Here is a 2,375-nt window from a genome sequence, read left to right as displayed (position 1 = left end):
CGTCGACGGAGATCGATCCGGTGGAGGGCGGGAGTTCACCGGCGATCACACGCAGCAGCGTGGATTTGCCGGCGCCGTTTCGACCGACGACGGCGGTCGAACCGGGACGCAACGCGAGGTCGAGTCCGGTGAACAGTGGGGTGTCGTCGGGGAACGCGTACGCGACGTCCGACAGGACGAGGGAAGACATGGGTACTCCAGGGAGGTGGCGGGTGGGCCGGGTCTCACCTGGGGTCGAGCACTGTCCTGAAGTCTCCTCGTGTCGAGTTCTCGGCTGGCACCCCTCGCGACCGGGATCTCTCCGCGGTCGCGTCGTGCGCCTGCCGACTTCCGCTGTGCACGGTACGCCCGGGGGAGACCGGAGGCAAGGGCTGGACGGTCACGCTCGCTGGGCTGGGGAGCCGACATTGCGCGTGCTCCGACGACTCGCCGGGCCCCTCGAGACCGATGGGACCAACCCGGTGCGGAGAGCAGGCGAGCCCCGGCCCGGATACTGGTCGCAGCTAGCGCGGAGAATCGGCCTGATCGCCTCGCCAGCTGCGACCTCCGGCGCGATGATCACGACCACTGGAGGTTCGCGGCGGGGGCCTAGCTCACATGAACGCGCTGGGGGGCAGGCCCTCGCGGCTGGTCATGGGAAGCTCCTTCTCCAGCTTCTCCATGAAGAAGTGCGACTGCACCGCGGTCCAGATGTTATTCGTGAGCCAGTAGATGCCGATCGCGATGGGGAAGTTGAAGAAGTACGCGCCCACGATCGGGAAGAAGGGGAACAGGTACATCATGATCTTCATCGACTGGTTCATCGACTCGGTCATCGACTCGGCGATCGACTGGAAATCCTGCGGCTTGCCCGCCGCACCCGTGGAGCCCGCCGCGCCGACCGTGGCGGGAGTCCCATTGGTGCCTGCAGCGTCGTCGGCCTTGTCGGGGTCTTCCGGCTTCTCGCCGTCGATCTCGACCACCTCGCCGTCGACGACCGGGCCGCCCGCCTTCTCGTCGGCGTCGACCTGTGCGATCGCCTCCTGCTCGGCCGCCTTGGCCGCCTTCTGCCGGCGGAACGAGTTCCACATGTTGATGAAGGTGGCGATGCCGGCCAGGACGAACAGCGGCACGGCCAGCATGAGGATGTCCTCGCGCACCAGCCCGGGGTGCAGGGAGTCCATGACGTCCTGCGGCATCCGGATGTACGACGCCAGCGGGACCCCGAAGATTTCAGCGTTGAGGAAGGAGGCGACCTGCTCGGGCTGGAACGCCCCGTTGGTCATGGTCGAGGCCTCTTCGATCGACACCCCACGTGGCGAGAAGTTGAGCAGCACGTAGTACAGGCCCAGGAACACCGGGATCTGCACGAGCAGCGGCAGACACCCGGCGGCGGGATTGACCCCGGCATCCGCGTAGAGGGCCTGCATCTCCTTGGCCTGCTCCTGGCGGTCCTCGGGGGTCTTGCGATCCTTGTACTTGTTCTGCAGCTCCTTCATCTTGGGAGCGATCTGCGCCATCTTGCGCATGGAGTACTGCTGCCGGTACATCGACCGCATGAGCAGCAGTCGCACGGTCACCACCAGCAACAGCACCGAGCCCACCCAGGCGACGCCGGAACCGGGGTCCACGACGAAGCTCAGCACCCAGTGCCAGAACTTCATGACGAGCGACACCGGATACGCGAAGAGGTCCACGGGCGAATCTCCAGATGGGACGGTGGCGCCGGAGCTGGCGCGCGGGGTGGGGCGGGACAGGCCGGGTCAACACTAGAAGGCCGTCCCCCAGCGTGCCAGGGCCGAAGGGAACGGTGGGGGCCGGGGTGGAAAGCGGCAGCCCGGAAAGCGGCAGCCCGGAAAGCTGCAGGGTCGGAAAGCTGCAGGGTCGGAGCGCGGCAGCGTGCACGGCAGGCACGGCGCCGGCAGTGCCGAACAGCGTCAGATGCTGCAGCCCACCCACACCGGCTCGGGGTGCAGCTCCACACCGAACGCCTCGCGGACGCCGTCGCGCACCTCGCGCGCCAGCGCGATCACGTCGTCCGCGGTGGCCGAGCCCCTGTTGGTCAGCGCCAACGTGTGTTTGGTGGACAGGCGGGCGGGCGACGACGACGAGGGGTGCCCCTTGCCGAACCCGGCCCGCTCGATCAGCCAGCCCGCGGAGAGTTTGACCCCTCCCGCCGCCGCGAACGCGGGCATCTGCGCGGCCTGCTCGGCCCCCAGCCGCTCCGCGACCCGGGACCGCACGGTGGGGAGTTCGTCCTCGCGCACCACCGGGTTGGTGAAGAAGGACCCGGCGCTCCAGGTGTCGGCGTCGTCGTCGTCGAGGACCATCCCCTTGCCGCGGCGCAGGTCCAGTACGGTGCGCCGCACCAGGGCGGGGTCGGTCCGCTCCCCCGG

At 68.6% G+C, this 2,375-nt stretch carries 3 protein-coding genes; all 3 read right to left on the bottom strand.

Annotated features, from left to right (window positions below; all coding sequences use genetic code 11):
• Positions 1–190: ATP-binding cassette domain-containing protein (locus G6027_RS06590; protein WP_182636475.1), on the bottom strand; the 190-nt coding region annotated here is incomplete at its 3' end.
• A 403-nt stretch (positions 191–593) separates the two neighbouring features.
• Entirely contained in the window at positions 594–1,676 is a 1,083-nt protein-coding gene (gene yidC, locus G6027_RS06585) for a membrane protein insertase YidC (RefSeq protein ID WP_182636474.1), read from the bottom strand.
• A gap of 240 nt (positions 1,677–1,916) precedes the next feature.
• The coding region (locus G6027_RS06580) for a UDP-N-acetylmuramate dehydrogenase (protein ID WP_182636473.1) at positions 1,917–2,375 on the bottom strand (459 nt) is incomplete at its 5' end.

Origin of the sequence: Dietzia sp. SLG310A2-38A2 (assembly GCF_014145095.1) — a bacterium.
Classification (GTDB): domain Bacteria; phylum Actinomycetota; class Actinomycetes; order Mycobacteriales; family Mycobacteriaceae; genus Dietzia.
Note: the sequence above shows the minus strand (reverse complement) of the source record. Positions and strands in the feature narration are given on the sequence as shown.